Raw genomic sequence first — 21,048 nt, forward strand, 5'->3', positions numbered from 1 at the left:
CCCCTCTCTTCCTATCCTTTGATAGAAAAAACACTTAATAAGTTTCAGCGACTTCTTATTTAAACAGTTTATGTATTATATTTTCTATAACAGGTAAAAGAATAGTGAAATTTAGTACGATAATGCCTAACATTATAAAAAGTATATCTTCTTTTTTAGTTTTAACTTTAATTGGCTTAAGAGGACCTACTTCAAAATGTGCATCATCTTTCTTAGAATTATTGCTATTATTGTTCAACATAAAATACCCCTCTAACTACAAATTTTTGCTATTAAGTATTTTAGTCACTTCTATCAGCAAATAAACAATACACTAATTGTAATTTTCTTGCCGATGGATAACTTTTTATAAATAGACCAGTTTTAAAATTATGGTTTAATGATAGTTTCGATAAGTTTTCCATTTTTCTTAACCGTCCAGGTATGGTAAATATATAAGAAATCAGGACTAGATTCAATTGTATGATCAGAGAATTCATCAGAATTATAACTGTACACATCATCTTTATATATAAATTGTATTGATGTTCTTGTTCCATGTATTAACACTGTATCCTTAAGTTTTGGATCATTCATTAAAAAATCATAGCTTTTTTCAAAAATAGAGTGTAGATCTGAAACATCTTTAGGTGCAGCTTTTAAGTTATAATCAAAGCAAAAAGTTGCATTTTGAGAATATATTCTTGCTGTTATAATATTGCTATTTGAAGCTTTAATCTCTTTCATAAAGCTCTTAGCAGTAGGGCTTTTGTAATAACTACGCACGGATAAATACGAAAGGACGATAAATAAAATAGAAAAGATAGCCCATATTACTGCTATGATTATAACAGCTAATAAAGACCTCTCAAAAATAAGTCTAACCTTTTGCTTCATGCAAGCCTCCTAGAACGTTTTTCTATAATATACTATATTTTACACATTAGTTCAATCAAGTAATTTAAAGTAAAAGCAAATTTCTAGATGATTATAAATAATCTAAAAATATTACAAAAAATTCTTACTTAGCATTAAGCTTTATGATTTTTTCTACAAAAAAATAATTATTAGACACAAATTCCAGTCTACGTTTTATTTAAAAAAGTTATATCCTTAAATCTATGCAAAATAAAAACAAGCTAGCTGATTTCATTTAAATCAGTCTAGCTTATTCATACTCTCTAATCTGCTGACGGATAGTCAGTAGTCATAGGCTTAACTACACCTAACCCCGAATTAGCATGTCCACCACTTAAAATTGGAATAATAAGTGTCATAGTCATAACTACACATAATAAAAGAGCCTTAGTATTTTTTTTCATAGAACATCACCTCTTAAAATAGTATATTACAATATATATTGTAATTATATTATATATTATACATTTTTTTATTAATTATGAATACAATTACAAATACTTTATAACACATATTTTTCTAATTTGCTTAACATATCCATACAAACTTCACAATTTTCTTCTATTGCAGATACTTGGGCTAATTTACAGATGGCATATCCTTTACCATATTCAACATTATAGTAATCTATTGTTTCTATATATCTATTTAATGTATCTAAGACTTTTTCAAACTCTTTCTTTGATTCGTATACTTCAGCTAAATCTTTGTAGCTGTCGAAAAGCACATAAAATGATTTATATTCTTCAGCCATGTCTATGGCTAAGTTAAAAAGCATTATACTTTCTTCAAAGAAACCTAGTTTAAACAACACCTTTGCTTTTGTATTTAGAGTACTAGGCAAAGCCATCTTATTCACTTTTATCTTTAGTGCTTGAGCTTTATTTACATATTTCAAACTATTATTAAAATCACCTGTCTTGTAATAAAACTCTGCAATATTATTGTATAGAGATGATAGTATTAGATCATTTGTATCACCAATTTCATCCACTAAGTCAAGATATTCTTTCAACGCCCTTGAATCAACTAATTCCATTAGAGCATTTGCTCTAGTCATCTTTGCATTTATAAATACTATTTTATCTACTTTATCCTCAGAATTTAATATGGTTTCATCAAGTACTTGGATGCACTTAATATATTGTTTAGATTTTGCATATACAATAGCAATATTTAAGTTTGACTTAAAATAAATTTCAAAATTATTTTCTTCCAAAGAATGAGCTCTTGCTTGTTTAAAATAATATTCTGCCTCTTCATACTCACTTCGTCTTTCCTGACAAAATCCAAGCCTTTTATATAGTAAAGCTTGTTTATTAAAATCTCCTATTTCTTGATACTTTCCTAAAGCTAGTCTGAATTTCATAAATGCGTTAAGATAATCTTTTTCTGCTAAAAGCTTTTCCCCGTATACTTCGTATATTTTAGCTAACAAATCATCTATATTAAAATCTGTAGCTATAGTAATAAGCTCTTCAAGTTCCTTATTACTATTGTTTATGTTCATTGTCTCTTCAATGTAATGTCTTGCATCTTCCTCTGGCTGTCTTGAAAAATATTCATCATCTATATCAAGAGTTACAGAAATATTCATTGCAAGTTCCTTAAATCTTGATACTAGTTTTTGTGAACTTGCCCTACTTACATTTCTTTTTCCGCTTTCCATCATGCTAATAAATGCTCTAGTCATATTTACTGATTCTAAATCAGCTTGGTTTACCCTAAATTTTTTTCGCATTAGTTTTATCTTTTCACTTGGACTATAAAACTTCAAAGCAACCCCCTCTTTCATTTACAGTTTACATTTTGTACAATTACACATAATTATACCACCATCTGTATACAATAAAAGAGTTTTTAGTTAATTTATTCAATAATTATACAATTAATTCAAAAATGTTAATTACAAATTGCTTTTCTTACATATTTATATATGTACCCGTTCATATGTAAATATATATGTTACAACAGCAATACTTTTAAGTAACATCACTAATTTATATTTTCTATCTTATATTTAATAATATAAAACTTTAGCTTATTAATAATCTCTTTCATTTTTGATAATGAATATGAGTTCACATCGCCTAGATGAAATACTATATCATCTTCCTTCACTACGCTATTCCAAGAAGAAATCATTTGCTTATCCATGTCTTCAATATTTAAAAATGGTGGTTTTTCATATGTATCCTATAGAGTGCTTTTTTACAAAGTACCAATAACCTTTTCAAATCGCTTCATAACTTCTTTTAAATCTTCTTTAGAATCATATGCTAAGGTTAAAGCTTTATAATTTTCAATAAGCATATCAAACGTTTTATTTTCTGCAGCGATACTAGCAGCTAAATCAAACATCATAGTGCCTTCCCGAACTAAGCCTAGCTTAACAAACACTCTCCCTTTTATATTTAAAGTACTTGGTAACGCAACTCTATTTACCTTATTTTTTAAAGCATGAGCTTTATTTGCATATTCTAAGCTTTTTTTATAATTATCTTTTTTGTAGCAAAATTCTGATATGTTATGATATAAAAATGACAGGACTAAGTCATTGGTATCCCCAACTTCTTCCACTAAGGAAAAATACTCTTTCAATGCATTATCATCCTTTAGCTCCATTAAAGCATTTGCTTTAGTCATTCTAGCATTAATTAATATTTCTTTACTGATCTTAAATTTTGCTTTTAATATGTTTTCATCAACTGTTTGTATGCAGCTAATATATTGTGTAGATTTTGCATATACAATGGCAAGATTAAGACTTGATTTGAAATAAATTAGGATATTACTTTCTTTTAAAGAATGTTCTATAGCTTGTTTAAAATAGTATATAGCCTCTATATATTCGCCTTGTCTTTCCTTACATACTCCAAGTTGTTTATGCAAAAGAGCTTGCCCACTATTTTGCCTTGTTTCTTGCAATTTTCCTAAAGCTAAATTGTAGTTAATAAAAGCTTTAACGAAATCCTTCTCGGCTAAAAACTTGTCTGCTTTCATTTCATATATTTTAGCTAAGAGATCATATATCTCAAAATCTAAAGCTATCTTTGTGAGTTTATCAAGCTCCGTATGGTCATTATTCTTTATAAGTTCCTTTTCAATATAAAGTCTTGCATCTTCCTCTGCAAGCCTTGAGAAATATTCATTATCTATATCCAGTGTTAAAGATTTGTTCATTGCAATTTCCTTAAACCTTGATACTAACCTTTCTGAACTCCTCTTGCTTACGCTTCTTCTACCATTCTCCATCATACTGACAAAAGCCATAGTTATATTATTCGTCACTAGGTCAGATTGCCTTATCCCAAACCTTTTTCTCATTAATCTTATTTTTTCACTTGGCTCAAAAAACTCCAAAATAATCACCTCTTTTTCGCTACTTACATATCAATACTCTTTTGTATAATTATAACATAAAAAATTCTATCATTTAAAAAACTTTGCTGGCTGGATAAGTTATGCTCTATTCCACTTTCGTTACTGTCTTTGTAAATGTTATATTGCATATTGAAGATTCCATACCTAAAGTTCCTAATATTCGTGTAGTTTCATCTATCCACAACGAATTTAATAAATATCAAGTGAATCCACTACATAAACGTTCATAATAGTTGCAAAACCAACATCTATATGAGCTCTCATTCTCCTTTTCCAATTAAAATAGCTAGTAAAACTTAATATATTTTACTAGCTACTTACATAATATATCATTTGCTACTTCCTAAGCCTCTTAACCTCTTCTACTGTAAGCTCTAAGCTTCTTACCTTTTCACTTTCAGCATTTTTTAAAAATTCTGTCCATGCTACTAGCATATCCTTTTCATCGGTGTTATTTTCTAATTTAGGAATTTCGATAAAATGCATTTCCATAATATCTGTAAGTTCTTCATTGATCTCGATTTCCTTTAGCCTATAGTGTGATCTTATCCTTGGACTTTAAGATAGCGTTCAACAAAGATATGAGTATCTCTAGATTTTCAAATTAATTTACAATTGTTAGAATTTAACCAATTCTAAATTTTATTACCTTTGTATTTAGCAATTAATCTATTCCCCAAGAAAACAGCCTTATCAATATTATTTACCTTACCGTAAATTATTGTTGAGATTCCTAATAAAGCAAGATAATTAGTATATTTAATGTTTGACAGAACGTCTCTATCTACTCCGTATCCTTTAAAATATGCATCAATAATATATTCATCTTTCAATACAACAGCTGATACCGTCTGAGCTTTGATTCCCCAAGTTAAATATTCAAAATCTACAATACCAGTAAGTCTATTTTCAGAGTCAACCATCCAATTTCTCACTGTATTATCCTCATTAACCAACACTGGTGGTTCTTCTATATATATTTTATCTATCAAATTAAAAGACTTCTTATAAAGTTCAGCTAAATCTGTATCAACTACATCTAGGAATGCTATATGCTTATAAAACTTACTTTTTAAATATTCACTGGCTGTTTCATATGTTGCTGATATATCTAAATTAAGTGCTCCAAACCAATTAGCCTTATCTATATTTTTATCCTCAATCTCACGTGACAATTTGCCAGACTCATAAAATATGCTTTTTTTATAACTATCATCAAACTCATTAATCCTAGAAGCTAAAGTTTGTCCTTTCAATCTTGAAATTAATATAGCATTAATATTTCCATATGAAAAACCACCATAGTATTTTGGAATAAGTTCACTCTCAAAATTTAACAGTTCATTATATGCAATACTTTCTACTTTCCACTTTTTTATATTATCAAATAACTTTAAGCAATAATTTCTTCCATCTGCGCCCATTAAATATCTAATATTATTATGAGTCCCCCATCCACCCTCTAAATCACTTACAATAATGAAAGTACCAATCTTACTTTCTATCCATCTACACAGCAATGGCTCCATTATATAGACTCCTTTTATAAAATCATATGTCACATCTTGATAAATTAAAAAGCTTGCAAAAAAAACAAGCTCAATTACTAGCAAGATTAATTTAATAGAATTACAGATTACTATTTATGAACATAAACCTGTTTGTAAATTCATCATTTAATTTTTCAATTATTTTATTATTAAAGATTTCTGTTGTCTCAAAACTATTAATAAGCTGAATTACAACATCATATATCTCTTTCTCTAATTTCTTCTGCATCGTTATAGCTTCAACTTTTGACTGAGCTAACATAGAGATTCTTTGTCTTCTAAAATTAAAATTTTCTATTCTTTTCAAGCCATCAGCTAATATTGTATATACTTCTCCAACCTTATCATGTTTAAATGAATATTCAACACAATCGCCATAGTCTTTATGTAAGAACTCAACTTCTTCTACCTTTGTTAATTCTTTTACCTTATAATAAGCCGGTGTTTCTTTATATAATCCTAGTTTATTTAAGAGATTGGTAGGCTTAAAACCTATATAATCAAAATAAAACGTAAAGTTTTCTCTAAGTTCTTGTAAATTCATTGTTGGTTCAAACATTATATATCCTGGTTTAATATTTATATTTAGATCTTTTAATATCTTAATAGCATTTTTATTATCATTTATTGTTATTCCTTTATTATAGAAGTCAAGAATCCTTTGAACCCCAAACTCTATCCCTAAAAAAACAGATTTTAATCCTGACTTTTTTAATATACTAAAGGTATCAAAATCTACATTGTTTGATTTAGAATACACTAAAAATTGTATTTTTATATTTCTATCTATTATTAATTGTGCTATCTTGCGAGCTCTATCCTTACCAAGTTCTCCAGTACCGATAAACTCCTCATCTAAAAAAACAATTTCCTTAACATTATATTTATTAACTAAGATCTCCATCTCATCTACAACATTTTCAGCCTCTCTATATCTCCACTTTTCTCCCTTCAATCTGCTAGTATACTTATTTACTCCACAGAAATCACAGTTTCCATAACATCCTCTACTAGAAAGCATTTGAAGCTTCCCTTTATGACCAACTACTATTTCCGCCGTATCTCTTGCCATCATGGGTAATTCGGTAAGCTCTTTTGACGTCATTATGTTTCTAGGTTCTGTCTTTATAATGTTATTATTTTCTCTGTACTGAATTCCTTTTACCTTACCAAAACCTTTACCGCCCATTAAATTATCAATTAAATCTAATATAGTTCTTTCGCCCTCACCCATTACCACTAAATCTATATTACTTTCTTTCAAAATCTTCTCTGAGTTGAAAGTTGCATAATACCCACCAGCTAAGATGGTTATATTTCTTTTTATTAGTTCTGACGAAATCTTTTCTAAAACCATTTTTGCGTTGTTAAAAAATTCAGAAGACATTAGTGTAAAGCCAATTAAATCGTATTGTTCATAGATTAATTTATTACTGACAACATCCATATCTAAATCTTGTAAATACGCATCTATGATTTCTACATTTATATCTCTTTCTCTTAAATATGCTGCTATTGAAGAAAACCCTAAATACTCCATGTATGATACTTGTTCACCTTCTTTTCTAAAGAAAGGAACAACCAGTGCAACCTTAAACATTATGTTCTATCCCCTTACAAATTGAATTTATAGTTATAACCACTATAACTAGTTATTACTCTCATGTTTTTTTCTATTATATATAAGTAAAATTACTAAAAAGATTATTAAACTAAGACATATATTTACCAACTTATTTTGCCCATAATTATTAAACCCTAAGGAATATGCAAAAGGATTAAATATATTTTGGATATCACCAATCTGCCATATGATCCAATAGAAAAAAGCTCCCATAATTCCCAAAATACTTCTATTAGTAATAACTATTATAAGATTTGATATACAGGATATGAGTACAGAATTTGCGATAAATAAAAACGTTAATAGAAGAAAATTTGTATTTAGCAAATTTGAATTTTTTAATATAGCACACTTAACTAGTAAAACTATTAAAAGCAGCAATTCAACTGATACCATATTAATAACTTGAATTATCATCCGAACAATAAGTGTTTTATACTTTTTTGTAGAATTAACTTCAACTACTTCATCACATTTATTTATTTTATCAATACTTATTAAATCACTAAAAAAGAAGCCTGCAACTAGTGGTAAAAATACTTCAAATAAAACTACAATATATCCATTTGTCCAGCTCTCTATCTTCAAAACCAAAGGAATTATAGAGAACACTATTGCACACACCACTAGCTTAGTATCCATAAGTATTTTATAATTTATTTTAATTTCATTAAGTATATCTTTTATTGACATGTTTTTCATACATTTGCACCTTAATTCTTACATAAATTTATAGTCTTTTATTTTTCATAAGCACTAAATCGGAAATAATAATAAGGATCAAAGCTGTAGATAGACATAATATTTTACTTATTAATAACCTATCACCTTGAAAATTGAAATACATCCCAAAAGGTGTAAAAGAAGTGTTGTCCTTAATTATTTCGTAAAAAATCCAATAGGAAAATAACCCTCCACCCAATGCAATTTTAATATTATTAGTTACTGTAGTTACTACAATAGCTATACTTCCTAAAAATAACTCCGTCACAAGAAAAAGAGAAAGCATATTAAAAAAATCCAGATTAGAAGTGCCTTTATTAAGAAAGATAAATTTTATATATATTAATATAAATCCTAAGAAAAACAATATAGCTCCAGCAACAATATTAATTATAATTTTTATAAAAAACACTATACTTTTGTTTATTCTAGTTAAATAAAACATCTCATTGAATTTTACAGCTTGCTCCATAATAGGAGTATCACAAAAAATAACTACCCCTATTATAGGTAGAATAACTTCCATTAACATATATACATCCTTAATTGATGTATAAGTTACATTAAACATAACAGTAATGATAATGAAAGTTAAAATACTAATAAGAAACTTTTTACTTAACAGGCAGATTTTTAAGTTTATTTTTAATAAATTTCCGAGTTCCATCATATATACCACCATTTCTCAAGTATTTTATTCTTCCCCATGTAATACATGACAAAATCAAACATAAAAAACCACCGATTAAAAAGGCCACTCTATTATAAGCAATTAAACTATTAGTACTTATTAGAGACCCCTCAAAATAAGAATATTTAATTTGATAATTATAAAGTGGATTTAGTTTTCCACTAAGAAAAACATTTAGCAATACACATAACGCTCCAGTCGCTATAGAATCATATATTAATAATGAAACTAATACTACAAAGCTTGAAACAAAGAAAAAGCTGACAAATGACCAGGTAATAATATATTTAACACCGAGTAATAAATTTGAAACTTCAAGTCCACTAGCTTTATATTTGTAATAAGCTGTTACAAAGAAAATCACCGAAATAACTAAGTAACTAATAGCTATTGGAATTATTTTACCTAAATAGTTGCCTAGAATATATTCATGTGGTCTTATAGATGTTGTTCTTATCACTTCATTAATGTTATCTCGCTTGTCCTTTTCTAAAGTGAATGCAAATATTATAATTATATATAGCATAGCTATCATACTACTAACTGAAGCAAAATTTTTCACAAATCTTGAATATAAGTCTTCTTCCTTAACTTTTCTCTCCATCAGTTCTTTTGAGGTTTTTAAATCTGCTTGAATGAAGTTTTGGGGTGACTCTAAGATTGTACAAATTTGATTATAGATCTCTAAACCTACCTTATCTTTATTGATTACCTTAGTAGACTCAGATATTATTTCATCAAAACTCAATTCATTGATTTTATCTAAAAGCTTTGTATAATCTTCGTTTCTATTAATACTACTATTGCTCTTATCTTCCAAGATAGATCTTATAGAGTTTCTTTTTTGCAGATCTGTAGGATTTTCAATTATAAACGTTTGTCCAGATTTATCATTATAATTTACTAAATCACTCTGGGACTTTATAGGAAGGTACTGTATTTTCCCATGAAACTCCATGTAGCAACTCACTGAAAGCAATACAATGAATATGAAAAAAAATATACTCTTAACGGTATACTTACACTCTTTTTTGGTTAACTCAATTATAGTGAAAATGCCATTCATTATAATGTTCCTCCGTTTTTCCTCACATACATATAAGCATCTTCTATATTGGTCTCTACAATTTTAGCATTCTTATAAGGTTTTCCTTCAGAAATTACTCTTGCTTGTATATAGTCATTTACATATACATTAGAAATAATAAAATTCTCTTTTCTTATTTCCTCTAGTTCTTTTCTGTCATTAAGTTCAACACTCCATATCTTACCACTGGCACTCTCTATCAATTCTTTGGTGGTTCCCGAGTATAATAATTTTCCCTTTTCTAATATCCCCAAGTTTTTGCTTGTACTAGCAATATCTTCAATAATATGAGTGGAAAATATAACAGTTTTATCAACGCCAAAATCTGCAATCATATTTCTTATTCTAACTCTCTCTTCAGGATCTAACCCAGTGGTAGGCTCATCTATTACTAATATCTTAGGATCATTTATCATAGCCTGAGCAAGTCCTACTCTCCTTTTCATGCCTCCAGATAAATTTTTAAATCTCTTATTTTTTTGATCTTGCAAATTCACCTTTTCTAGGATATTAGCTATATCTTCTTTTCTTTTCTTCGGCTCAATTTTGTTTAATAATCCAATATAATCTAAACATTCATATACAGTTAAGTTTGGATAGAACCCAAACTCTTGAGGCAAATATCCAATTTGCTTTCTAATCTCAGCTTCATTGGATTTTGTCAAAGCAATACCATTTAGTTCAACTGATCCTTTAGTTGGAGCTAACAGAGTTGTAATAATTCTCATCAAAGTTGTCTTTCCTGCTCCATTTTGTCCGAGTAACCCAAAAACACCATTTCCTATTTTTATACTTAAATTTTCAATTGCATATACATCCTTCTTATACTCCTTATATAGATTACTAATCACAATACCCATTAATATTCCCCTTCCATTACACCGTATCTATACTGATTTTTTTAAATATAATTTACTGTATTCTTGTCCCTTTTGTAAAAGTTCTTTGTGCGTTCCACTTTCAACTATAGTTCCATTTCTAATAACATGAATAACGTCAGCATCTTTTATAGTTGTTAGTCTATGTGCTATCATAATGACTGTTTTGTTCTTTAAGTAACTTTTTATATTTTGCATAATTAATTTTTCTGATATATTGTCCATGGCTGATGTTGCTTCATCAAAGATGATTATGGGTGCTTGCCTTAGTATTGCTCTAGCTATTGCTAGCTTCTGTCTTTGACCACCAGATAGTTTTAATCCATTTTCTCCAATCTGAGTTTCAATTTTATTAGGCAGCTTTTCAATAAAATCAACTAGGCCAACAACTTCTATAATTTTGTATATTTCATCTTCAGAAATTCTTGAATCATATAAACTTATATTATTTTTTATAGAATCATTCAACAAAAATGTATTTTGAGATATTACAATTATATTTTGCCTTAAAAGATCCATTGGCATTTCTTTAATATTTATATCTCCTATATAAACCTCTCCCATTTCAAATTTCCACATTCTAAAAAGAAGATTTATTATTGTTGTCTTTCCAGAACCACTTTGCCCTACTATTGCATTTATCTTATTACTATTTAAACTCAAATTTAAATTATTCAATACTGTTGTTTTATTATCATATGAAAAGCTAATATTATTAAATTTTATATTAGACCCAAAATGTTTTATATCAATTTTATCTATATTTGAAGCATTGACATCTCTATCTTCAAATTCTAAAACATTCATTATTCTCTCAATCGATACTTTTAACATTTTTAATTGTGCACTTAACCTTGTTACTCTTATAAAAGGTGTAAAAAGTTTTTGTACATATGTAACAAAAACCATAAATATGCCAAAGGTTATATCACCTCTTATAACCATATACCCCCCATAGCCAAATATTATACAGCTTTGAACAGTTCCTATTAATTGATATACATAAGAGTTAAGAGAATTGTATTTCTGCAATCTTACGTTTTTTTCCATACCTTCATTAGAAATCTCGAAGTATTTTCTTAAAAAAGTATCTCTTACATTAAGAAATAAAAAATGTGCTATTGAATTTAAAAATTCTTGAAGTATTGACATTCCCTTTCCATAATTCTCTCTTAGCCTAATTGATTCTTCAAAAATTTTCTTATTGAAAAATTTTTGGCTGAAAAATATTACTATCTGTATCAAAATAGCTATAAATACAAGCCTATATTCTAATTTAAACATTATTATAATTAGACCAATTGCTGTTATTATATCTGCTATAAAATTAAAAAGCATTTTAGTTACAAATTCTTGAATATTTTCTACATCATATTGAATTATAGATATTAATTCTCCAGTATTACTTTCATTAATTTCTACCCCTGAAAATCGAGAAATTTTTGTTAATAATCTCATTCTTAAATCTAATTTCACTCTGTTACCAATTTTAATATATATATAATCACTCAAAAATGAAGTTATAAAAAGAAAAACACCAACCAATAGATATAAAGCAATAAAATATGTTAACTCATGAAAATTCTCATATTTTATTGCTTTATCTGTTATTTTCACAATTAGACTAGGACATTGCATAGATAGTACTGCTGTTAGAATCATTAATATGCCCATAATAAAATACATTTTTTTATCTTTTTTTATATTAAGAAAAAACTTTATATATAAATTATTTTTTATTTTCAAATATTTTTTCACCACACATTCTTATATTTGCAAATCTAAATATTTTATTAAACTATCTATGGAATAAAATACTTTTTGATGTAAAAATTCTTTTTCAATTTCAACACCCCATTTTTTTTCTATACTTTCTATGACACCTATACATCTCTTACTTGTGAACAATTTACATTTATCATATATATTTAACTTTGAAAAATTATGTTCACCGAATATTTCTATATAAATCTCTTTTACACTTTCAAACATTTGAGATTTATTTATATTCATATCTTTATTGTGCTTATATAAAGTTTTGTGGCCTTTCAAATTCAAATCTATATAATCCTCTAACTCCTTTAATGTTAAGTTGTTTACATTTTCAATATCTTTTAAAAGCAATCCACAGAAAAGTGCATTAGCTTTACTATTCCCTCTAAAATATCTATATTGTCCATTTATACTTTGTAATAAAATTGGCATACTACTTGATTTACATTGAATTTGTAAATCTTTATAGTAATCATAACAGTATAAATTATCATCTAGTATTCCTTCTACACCTATAACATCTTCAAATGTAGCTGGATAGCTATTATAATTATCATTGTGTAAAGATGATACCAATATTTTACCATTCTTCCTTAAATCACTACAGATATTTCTTAAGTCATCAGCGTAAAGTTCATTTATAGTTGCAAGACTAAGACAAATCAGATTGATATTAATATTCTTAGTATATTTTAATGCCTCTATTAATGTTTTACATGAGCACTTCATATTTTTGTTTAAAATTTTAATTACATAAATTCCAATTTCCTCATTTATGTATTTAATGATCTTAGAACAAAACGTTCCATGACCATTTTCATCCATATAATTATTACTAAATATTATTTTTTCATTATTTACTTCAATACACACTCCACCTATAATGGAATCACATAAAAATTCGTCATTTACATTTATTCCCGAATCTATAACTATAACTTTTTTTTTGAACTCTTTATAGCACATAGTACCTCTTCCTGCGATAAAACATTAATATATATACTATACTTAATTCCAGTTACACTTTAATTTTTTTATTCGATCAATAGCTTATATTTTTATATTCTATTAACTACATATAAACTCACTAACATTTTTCTAATCAAAATAGAAACTTTAATGTTATATATCACAATTTCTCAATTTTATATATTTGAATAGAAATAATTAATTATTTCTATTCAAATATTATTTATAATTTATTATAGTAAAAGAAGATTATTATCTTAGTTATTAAATAATTTCAAATTTATTTTGGTTTATATACTTGATATATTACAATTTATTATTTTAGAAATCTTCTGTCCAGCTTGCACTAACAGATGTTATATATTTACATTTAGTCCAATCCCCACCATTGGCATTACCATTCCAAGCTGAAGTTTTACAATCAGTGTAACAACTTGCATCCCAAGCTTGTCCTTCAACATCTAAGTTTACTTTATCTAATATTTTTTTTATTTCCATTCTTTTATCCCCTTTTAAATTTTATTATAATATCTCCTTTTACAAATAAGCTACTAGAGTTAACCTTTATTATAAAACTTACTTTTCCAAATCTTATACTCAATATTACTTAACATACAAACTTGTACTGCTGGAGTTAGAAAGTCCCCAGTAATAACTTTATTTATAAATTTGCATCTACCTGATTTACAGTAATTATAATTCAAACATCCTTCACATTTAGTTGTCTTACATTTATATACACTCTTATAATAATCTATTTTTTCATTATTAAATCCAATGAAGACGTCACCAATTTTATACTCCTCTTTCCCAACAACGTAAGTACAAGGATAAATATTTCCATCGGGCGATATATTAATAGTATTAATGCCTCCATTACATTTCATTTTCACATTTTTAGCTTTTATGGATTCTAAAATCCCTATGTGGCAATTTTTATTTCTTTTATATACATCATGATCCATAATCATTTCTAATTGTTTTTCCAGCTCTTCACTAGACTCTTCATTCCATTCATCGTCAAAAATATTAGCTACTGGCACTATGTTATTAAAACCTAGACTAAGTAAATAAATTATATTTTCACATAAATCTTTCACCGTTCGAGAGTCAAAAGTCATTCTAATCCTTATATCTGATCTTTTATGAAGAATTTTCAATGCATTATCTATAATTAATTTAAAACTTCCCTCACCATTAGCAAATTTTCTATTTCTGTCGTGATTTTCCTTAATACCATCTATACTTACAGACAGTGAGTAGTGAAAATTTTCACATAAGAAATCTATAATTTCTTCATTTAATAATGTTCCATTTGTTGTTACTCCAAACATTATTTTTTTACTCTTCAGTTTCTCACTCTGTTTTAACCTGCCAACTACCTTTTTCAGTAGATTAAACTCCAGTAGAGGTTCTCCACCATGCAAGTTTACTATATACGGTTCATTTTCGTTCCTATTTTTATCATACAAAAAATTTTCTATAAATATTAAATAATCATCTATTGTATTATCATTTAATTTATTTTTCATTCCTATTTTTATATCTTTTTCATAACAATAAGAACAATTCAAATTACACTTATATGTAAGCCATAAATTAACTGCCATCTCTAATCCCACTCTTTTATATATTTTTATTCTTTCCAAATTACATCCGAAAGTTCTTTAAGCCTATAGTTACATCTTTCTTCAAACTTTTCAGGATATCTAGAAAAAAGTTCTATTCTCTCATAGCATGTCCAACAAAATATATTCACATTACAGCCTTTACATTTGTGATGATTATAAGGAGTAATACTTTCTAGCTTTGAATAAATTTTATTATCTTTAAGATTAATCAACTCAAAAACTGATTTTACCTTAAATATGTTATCAATTTTATATTCCTCTTTAATTAGAATAGGGCACGGATACATATCCCCATTATAATCTATGAAAAACTGATTGCATGCTGCCTTACAGCTAAATGCATATTGCTGGCCAACGACAGCTTCTCTATCAAACACATGTTTATCTTTATCAAAGTCAGTCAATATATATTTATTTTTTTCGCCTCTCCCCTCAGCAGCAAATCCTCTTAATACCGGTTTAACTCTTAATTTTTCGCATAATTCTTCAAATTCCTCAATATATTTAATATTCTCTTTAGTTTTAACCATGGATAATCGTATATCTACAAAATTTCTTTTTTGTAATATGTTAATGGAATTTACTACCTTATCAAACACTCCCTTACCCCTAATTAGAGAACAAGTCTGCTCATTAACACCATCCATACTTATATCTATAGAATCTATTAATTTTGTTAACTTGTCTGCTAAATCCTCAGTAATTAAAGTAGCATTTGTCATTAATATAATTTCAGCATTACTATTTTTCTTAATATATTCTAATATTTCAATTATGTCAGTTCTTAAAAGAGGTTCACCACCTGTGATTACTATTTTTTTTGTATTACAAGAAATTAATTCATCACAGATAACTTTAATTTTGCTAAAAGGCAAATCTTCCACCACATCTTTTTGAGTCGCAGCATCATAAGCACAATGAAGACAACATAAATTACACTTTTTTGTTACCGAAAATGTTACTATCTCAAGTTCATTGCATTTATTACAAGGTATATTATTCGTATCATACAAAATTGCTTTTTTTCGCATTATCTCAATCATGTTTTCAAAATATATTTTATCTTCTGAATCCCAAAAAATATTTTCTATTTTTTTTATATCCATATTTGAATTAATAATTTTTTCTAAAATACTGTAACATTCAAGAGAAATTTTAATCCATTCTCCATTATCAGTATTAGCTAAAATAACTCTATTATTATTTTTAATTACTCTAAGAAAACTTGAAAAACTATATGTTTCCTTTTCCATACTTCTCCCCCCTCAACCTAACTTAAAATTGCAATTGTTACAATTAAAACATACATGTTATCGTATTAATAATTTCCCACAACCCCAACACACTTTTATATACTATTCAACAACATATTACCTCAATAAACAATTTATTCCTTTTTTACTATTAAAAGTGTAACTTACAGTAATTCTTTTGTCAAGTTTTAGTATTATTTTTTTATAAAAGTTTCTTTCAAAACTATACCGATTGTTTACGCAACTTTTTTTTCTGAGCAAAAAATCAACTCGTATCCCTAGTCTTTGTTCTATTTTTTTACTTTCAAATATATTTTTCCTTTGGCTAATTAACATTTTTATGCATATGCGTTAATCTAAATATCAATATAATGATATACATGAACTGTGCTACGACGAAGAAGTGATGGAGGAAAACGGAATTGTTGATGGTGAGCCAACTGGAGGAGATGTAGTTAGCACTTTTAGTTTTGTTACTTCAGATATTGAAGCATTACTGAAAAGTGATGTCAATACACCCTCTACTAAAGTGGTTAAAGAAGATAATCTTAAAGTAACTTCTGAACTAGCAGATAACAGAAAGCTAAAAAGAGTAATGAATGATAAGACACCAGTAGTGGATGCTGCTTTAAGGCATTATCACAATTATATCTTTAATGAGAATGGAGAGTTTCATTAGATTAGGTTTAAGAGGAGTTAGGCTACCTTCATGCTTCCTCATGATTTTTTGTGAGAGAAAAACCCCCATAGTTCATTTTTAAAACCATGGGGGTTTTCAATAACTTAAGAGTTCTCTTTAGGGAACTTTTTCATATATAGCTTTAGTTTATTTGTTAGTTACTTTCTCTTATTAACAAATAATACTACAGCTCCAAGTACCATCATAAAGCTACCAGCAACTACTACAGAACTGAAGTCTACTACCGAACCTGTTTGTGGTAATTTAACAATTTCAGTTGGAGTTGAAGTTGTAGGTGTAGTTGTAGGTGTAGTCACCTTTTCTAAGATAGCAAAGTTTGTAAAGTGAGAAGTCTCAAAACTGAACAACATAGTGCCCTTATCAAAACTACCACCTATTTCTACCCATTCCTTCTTAGTTTCATCATAATAGTACATAGTTAATTTGCTAGTATCTTTACCAGCTATTTGATCAGCCGTTAATTTAATAGATATTTTAACCTTTTGCCCATTAGCAAATTGGTGAATGTCTTTTATCAAAATGCCATTCTTATCGAATAGTTGCATTGTGAAGCTTAGAGCATCTTTTAAAGGTGCTATACCGGATGGTAACCCCTTGAATAATTCTGAAGCTTCTGTAGAATCAAGTATTTTTTCAGTTACTCTTATATACTCAGAACCATCTAAGTTAGCTGTATCCACTGCTTTCTCTGGTATGTTTATTACAATACCATTAGCCTTAACAACTAAAGTATCCTTACCGTCTAACATACCAGATATTTTAGAGTCTGAATATGCACCATTAGTAACACCATCTGTCTTTGTTGTTAGTTCTACATTTGCAGGTGTTTTTGTCTGGTTATTATCTGGATTTGTGTTAGGTGTTATAGTACCGCTACCTGGAGTAGTTGGAGTTATAGTTCCTCCCGTTGGTTGTCCACCATTTCCTTCAGTTGGAGTTGTAGTTCCTCCTGTTGGTTGTCCGCCGTTTCCTTCAGTTGGAGTTGTAGTTCCTCCTGTTGGTTGTCCGCCGTTTCCTTCACTTGGAGTTGGTGCTAATCTTACTACAACGATAGGATAGTATCTAACTGCCCCGCTCTCTGCTGTTACTTTAATATTAAAGTAGTTATACCCTTGTACTAATGCAGTTAATGAAGCGTTTTCAACGCCCTCTATAACATAAGATGCCTTTGAATTATGTAATAATGGAGTTAATGTTAATGAAGTTATATCGTTTTCTACAACAACAGAATAATTTATATTATATAACGGATTAAATGTTGGCGATAATACCCCACTTGAAGGAATTATATTTGTTAAAGTTGCATCAGATGACTTAGGTGTTGTAACAACAATACCTCCCATTGGCTGAACATTAAGCTCAAAAAGTTTTGATAACGAAGCTCCACCACAATTTATTAGTGCTGTCATAATAACTTGATGCACTAGACCATCTCTTCCATTTTTAACTTCACCTATATTTGTTATATAGTTAGAATCAGTTGTATACCAAGTTACTGTAGCTCCATTTTCATCAGAGAATGGTAATTGGATATTCATGTTAACATTACTAGCACTATCTCCTGGTGCATAGCCTATAGCTAATCTGTCATAAGCTTGTTGTACCTTCTCAGCATCTGTCTGCACATTTGCTACTGCTCTAACTACATCTACAATATAATTTCTAAGAGAACCATCTTGTGCAACTACCCCTACTTTGAAATAGTTATGTCCAACTTTTAGGTTTTTAGCATCACAGTTATCTAGTGGATATACCCCTACTGTGGCATGCTCTTCATTAACAGTTGGAGTTATATTAATTTCTGTCACATCATTAGCTACATTAACTGAATAACTAGCAATAGAAGCATCGAAAGCCGGACTTAAACTCCCCTTATCAACTGCGATATTCGATAATCTACTATCATTTGATTTCTGAACGATAGAACTTTCTCTTATAACATCTAAGTTATAAGTCCTAATAGCACCATTCTGAGCTGTCACTTTTATATGAAACACATTGTGTCCCTCTTTTAAGTTATCTATATCTGCATCGTTATCACTTGTTATACTCCAATGAGAATGTGCTTCATTTGTAGTTAAAGTTACATATAACATTGTAGTTGCATTATCTACGTTTAAGGTGTAGTCAGTTTTTTCAGGGTCGAATACTGGACTTAATACCCCCTTATCACTTTGTATATCCCTTAATTTGTTATCACCAGAAAGTACAGGAGTATTTACAGCCTTAACACTTGTTACAGCTTTATTTACACTTGTTTGTATAGCTCCATTATCAGCGAATACACCGTGTAGTTCTCTATCTTGAATTACTAGGTCCGCTACCTTTGTTTTATCTGCATCAGATAAGCTTTCATAACCATTTGTATGAAAGTCTACTTGTATTCCAATATGCTCGAAAACATATCTAATATCTTCAGATCTTTGTGCTATATTCACCATAGCTATTTTTCTAGAGTTTATACATTGTACGAAGGAGTTTTCAACAGCTTGAGGTGTAACGAAACCGTAATCACTTCTAATATCTAGAAACATATTAGCTACAGCTATCCTATCTACATTTGCCCATGTATAATTAAACTGTGTTAAATCTATACCAAAATAATCAATCGCCGTTATAACTGCATCTGCATCTGGAGCTGTGTTTATATCTATCATTTTCTGCTCCTCGCCACAATATTGAACGAATGCATTTCTTAGTTCCTCAGCAGACATGTAACCTGCTCCTCTGTTATTATATAACTTTGTTGCTATATTGACCTGGTCTGCCCTAGGTGTGCTTGCCCAAAACGTCATATCAATACCCAAAGCAGGGGATTGGATCATCACAGTTATTAAGTCATCAGAAGAATACGCATTATTTACATCTAAAAGTGCACTTTGTACCTCCTCTTGTGAGAAAGTTTGTGACATCGTTGTTCCTGTAAATGCAAATACTTGCAAAGGAGCGGTGTTTAACATTACTGCGGTAGTTATTGTTGCAGCTATTAATGATTTAAGTTTTTTTCTTTGGCTTGCCATTGTGTTTTCATACCTCCATTGTGTAGTAAATCTTTTCTTATATATTAGTACCTTGTAACCAAAGTTACATTTTACCTCCTCACTAGTTAAAATTACGCAAAATAAGAGACTTAGTTAAGAACTGCTGATTTCAAACCTACGTTGCTACTAAAACTCATGTTTGTCATCACTAATCAACATATCTTAACTAAGTCTTTCTAGAATAAATCAAACTTCGTGTTATCAATTATTTTACTCTTACCTGTAAACAATAGTTATTTTTCTTTACATTACTAAACACAGTTAATAAGCTATTACTCACCAAAACAGCTACATACCATAAACAACCTTTGCTATTTTAAGTGCGGAGCCACCTTGGAAAGATATTTTATCAGTACATCATATATTGACTAAAACGATTACTTTTAACTGCTTAATTAATTATATAACATATCTATGCTTGTACGTCAATAACTTGGACATAAAAATTGACCAGTCTATGCAGGCCTTCTGAGTTACAATATTATACAAGCACCAGCAGTGGGTGACGAACCACTGGATCTCCAAAAAACTACAAGATAAGAAACTATACTGCAAGGATGCTTAATGAGATAAAAGTAGCTCACCCAAATGTAAATGTATATATGAATACTATAGTGGATGCTGCTTTAAGGCACTATCACAATTATATATTTAATGAGGATGGAGAGTTTCATTAGATTTTGCATTTTCCTATGAATTCAAAAAGCACTCAATATTTTTAGAGGGCACTGAAAAACTTTAGTTTTTCAGGAGCGATTTATTTAAATAGTTTAAAAGTAGCTGATAAAACTAAGAGTTTTTAGTTTTATCAGCTGCTTTGTTTTAAAAACTGCTTAAGTTAATTGGG

The 21,048-nt window shown here is 28.6% G+C and carries 20 protein-coding genes; 1 reads left to right on the forward strand and 19 read right to left on the reverse strand.

Going from position 1 to position 21,048, the window contains the following annotated elements:
* Positions 1–55 precede the first annotated feature (55 nt).
* From JHL18_RS02605 to JHL18_RS02690, 18 genes are all read right to left on the reverse strand, one after another.
* Positions 56–241 (reverse strand): hypothetical protein, encoded by a 186-nt coding sequence (locus JHL18_RS02605; RefSeq protein WP_200266081.1) that lies wholly within the window; start codon positions 239–241, stop codon positions 56–58.
* 128 nt (positions 242–369) lie between these two features.
* Positions 370–876, reverse strand: coding sequence for a hypothetical protein (locus JHL18_RS02610; RefSeq protein ID WP_200266082.1), 507 nt, complete (start codon positions 874–876; stop codon positions 370–372).
* A 284-nt stretch (positions 877–1,160) separates the two neighbouring features.
* A complete protein-coding gene (locus tag JHL18_RS02615) occupies positions 1,161–1,301 on the reverse strand; it encodes a hypothetical protein (RefSeq protein ID WP_200266083.1) in 141 nt (46 codons plus the stop codon).
* Between the two features lie 98 nt (positions 1,302–1,399).
* Entirely contained in the window at positions 1,400–2,674 is a 1,275-nt protein-coding gene (locus tag JHL18_RS02620; protein ID WP_200266084.1) for a helix-turn-helix transcriptional regulator, read from the reverse strand.
* 218 nt (positions 2,675–2,892) lie between these two features.
* The gene (locus JHL18_RS02625) at positions 2,893–3,054 is read right to left on the reverse strand and encodes a metallophosphoesterase family protein (RefSeq protein ID WP_200266085.1); all 162 of its coding nucleotides are present in this window, start codon (positions 3,052–3,054) and stop codon (positions 2,893–2,895) included.
* A 54-nt stretch (positions 3,055–3,108) separates the two neighbouring features.
* Positions 3,109–4,260, reverse strand: coding sequence for a tetratricopeptide repeat protein (locus JHL18_RS02630; protein WP_200266086.1), 1,152 nt, complete (start codon positions 4,258–4,260; stop codon positions 3,109–3,111).
* A 357-nt stretch (positions 4,261–4,617) separates the two neighbouring features.
* Positions 4,618–4,830: a PD-(D/E)XK nuclease family transposase gene (locus tag JHL18_RS02635; protein ID WP_200266104.1), complete on the reverse strand. Its 213-nt coding sequence runs from the start codon at positions 4,828–4,830 to the stop codon at positions 4,618–4,620.
* A gap of 86 nt (positions 4,831–4,916) precedes the next feature.
* On the reverse strand, positions 4,917–5,810 hold the full coding sequence (locus JHL18_RS02640) for an aminoglycoside phosphotransferase family protein (protein WP_200266087.1): 894 nt from the start codon (positions 5,808–5,810) through the stop codon (positions 4,917–4,919).
* A gap of 100 nt (positions 5,811–5,910) precedes the next feature.
* The gene (locus JHL18_RS02645) at positions 5,911–7,431 is read right to left on the reverse strand and encodes a B12-binding domain-containing radical SAM protein (protein ID WP_200266088.1); all 1,521 of its coding nucleotides are present in this window, start codon (positions 7,429–7,431) and stop codon (positions 5,911–5,913) included.
* 48 nt (positions 7,432–7,479) lie between these two features.
* Entirely contained in the window at positions 7,480–8,157 is a 678-nt protein-coding gene (locus JHL18_RS02650) for a hypothetical protein (RefSeq protein ID WP_200266089.1), read from the reverse strand.
* A 28-nt stretch (positions 8,158–8,185) separates the two neighbouring features.
* Positions 8,186–8,710, reverse strand: coding sequence for a hypothetical protein (locus tag JHL18_RS02655; protein ID WP_200266090.1), 525 nt, complete (start codon positions 8,708–8,710; stop codon positions 8,186–8,188).
* An 82-nt stretch (positions 8,711–8,792) separates the two neighbouring features.
* Complete coding sequence (locus JHL18_RS02660; RefSeq protein ID WP_200266091.1) at positions 8,793–9,935, reverse strand: ABC transporter permease; 1,143 nt, start codon at positions 9,933–9,935, stop codon at positions 8,793–8,795.
* Positions 9,935–10,816 (reverse strand): ABC transporter ATP-binding protein, encoded by an 882-nt coding sequence (locus tag JHL18_RS02665; RefSeq protein ID WP_200266092.1) that lies wholly within the window; start codon positions 10,814–10,816, stop codon positions 9,935–9,937. The genes JHL18_RS02660 and JHL18_RS02665 overlap by 1 nt, the downstream gene beginning before the upstream one ends.
* A 27-nt stretch (positions 10,817–10,843) precedes the next feature.
* Positions 10,844–12,520, reverse strand: coding sequence for an ABC transporter ATP-binding protein (locus tag JHL18_RS02670; RefSeq protein WP_207752951.1), 1,677 nt, complete (start codon positions 12,518–12,520; stop codon positions 10,844–10,846).
* A gap of 81 nt (positions 12,521–12,601) precedes the next feature.
* Positions 12,602–13,573 carry a S8 family serine peptidase gene (locus JHL18_RS02675; protein WP_200266094.1) on the reverse strand — a complete coding sequence of 324 codons (972 nt, stop codon included), beginning with the start codon at positions 13,571–13,573 and terminating at the stop codon, positions 12,602–12,604.
* A gap of 324 nt (positions 13,574–13,897) precedes the next feature.
* On the reverse strand, positions 13,898–14,074 hold the full coding sequence (locus JHL18_RS02680; RefSeq protein WP_200266095.1) for a hypothetical protein: 177 nt from the start codon (positions 14,072–14,074) through the stop codon (positions 13,898–13,900).
* Positions 14,075–14,133: 59 nt separating this feature from the next.
* Positions 14,134–15,186, reverse strand: a complete 1,053-nt coding sequence (locus JHL18_RS02685) for a radical SAM/SPASM domain-containing protein (protein WP_200266096.1) — start codon at positions 15,184–15,186, stop codon at positions 14,134–14,136.
* Between the two features lie 26 nt (positions 15,187–15,212).
* A complete protein-coding gene (locus JHL18_RS02690; protein WP_200266097.1) occupies positions 15,213–16,460 on the reverse strand; it encodes a radical SAM/SPASM domain-containing protein in 1,248 nt (415 codons plus the stop codon).
* Between the two features lie 406 nt (positions 16,461–16,866).
* Here JHL18_RS02690 and JHL18_RS02695 point away from each other — a divergent pair, with 406 nt between their 5' ends.
* Entirely contained in the window at positions 16,867–17,139 is a 273-nt protein-coding gene (locus JHL18_RS02695) for a hypothetical protein (RefSeq protein ID WP_200266098.1), read from the forward strand.
* Positions 17,140–17,297: 158 nt separating this feature from the next.
* Here the strand turns inward: JHL18_RS02695 and JHL18_RS02700 are convergent, their stop codons facing one another.
* The gene (locus JHL18_RS02700; RefSeq protein WP_200266099.1) at positions 17,298–20,180 is read right to left on the reverse strand and encodes a cadherin-like beta sandwich domain-containing protein; all 2,883 of its coding nucleotides are present in this window, start codon (positions 20,178–20,180) and stop codon (positions 17,298–17,300) included.
* Between the last annotated feature and the right edge of the window lie 868 nt (positions 20,181–21,048).

Source organism: Clostridium yunnanense (assembly GCF_016595795.1).
Taxonomy (GTDB): Bacteria; Bacillota; Clostridia; order Clostridiales; family Clostridiaceae; genus Clostridium_AR; species Clostridium_AR yunnanense.